1 protein-coding gene is annotated in these 911 nt (G+C 43.7%); it reads right to left on the bottom strand.

Annotated elements, in window-relative coordinates:
* Positions 1-105: 105 nt before the first annotated feature.
* The gene (locus BWI97_RS28820) at positions 106-216 is read right to left on the bottom strand and encodes an SDR family NAD(P)-dependent oxidoreductase (protein WP_233208092.1); all 111 of its coding nucleotides are present in this window, start codon (positions 214-216) and stop codon (positions 106-108) included.
* Between the last annotated feature and the right edge of the window lie 695 nt (positions 217-911).

The following is a 911-nucleotide window of genomic DNA, read 5'->3' as shown; positions in this document are numbered from 1 at the left end:
ATCTGCTGCACCGTATCCGCCATAGCCTGGGTATCATTTAAATCTACCTGCAGGGGTAGAAAGGCATCGCCGCTGTAATTTACCTCTTCCTGCAGGGCCTGGACATTACGTGAAGTTCGCTGCCACTTTATAGCCTTCAGCTAACAGGCGTTTTACCAGTGCCAGGCCTAATCCTTTAGAAGCTCCCGTAACGAACCAAACTTTTTTTGTTGCCATGCTTTTCTTTGTTTTTGTCTGATACAAAGGTGCATAGTCTGGTACGTTAGGGTTTATTCAAACGAAAGCAGTATTTGTTAGTTTCAAAGATTCATTCAAATGCCATAATCCAAGTAAACCCAGTAAAAACCTGTGCATAACGCGGATTTCGGCTTTGTATCAGCGGTCCTGTAACCTCATCAGCATCATTTGTAACGTCAGTGTTACGCTTTTTCATCCATACAACCGATATAGACAGTTCATAGACGAATAAGATAATCGCGGCTTTTGGAGGTGTATGTTACCCAGGTAGTATAAATTGAAACATGAAGTGATAGCCTGCCCGTAAAGCTCTAATGATCTTTGTACCAGGTAATGCTCTGCTACCCCGTCAACAATAATCCATTAACCAATTTGCCCCCATGGATTTTTCCATGGCTGGTTTCCCCCGCTCCGCTATGGCCTTTATTTCTACTACCTCCACTTGTCCTAACTGCCGTTGTAATGATACGGAAAGACGCCGGCGTCCTTTAGTAGTCAAATACTCGTTATTCTTTTTGAGTACCCGCTACTACCAGTGTATGCGTTGCCGACGTTTTTTCCTGAAAGTATAGATACGAGTTTAAGCCCTTAACCCCGGATTCTTAGTTTTAACCCCCCCGAATTCTTAATCGATACCCTGGGGCTTCTGTCTAACGATAGAAGTCCCGTTTTTT

The organism is Siphonobacter sp. BAB-5405 (assembly GCF_002872335.1).
In the GTDB taxonomy this organism is placed as follows: domain Bacteria; phylum Bacteroidota; class Bacteroidia; order Cytophagales; family Spirosomataceae; genus Siphonobacter.
This window is presented reverse-complemented; position numbering and strand designations above follow the sequence as displayed.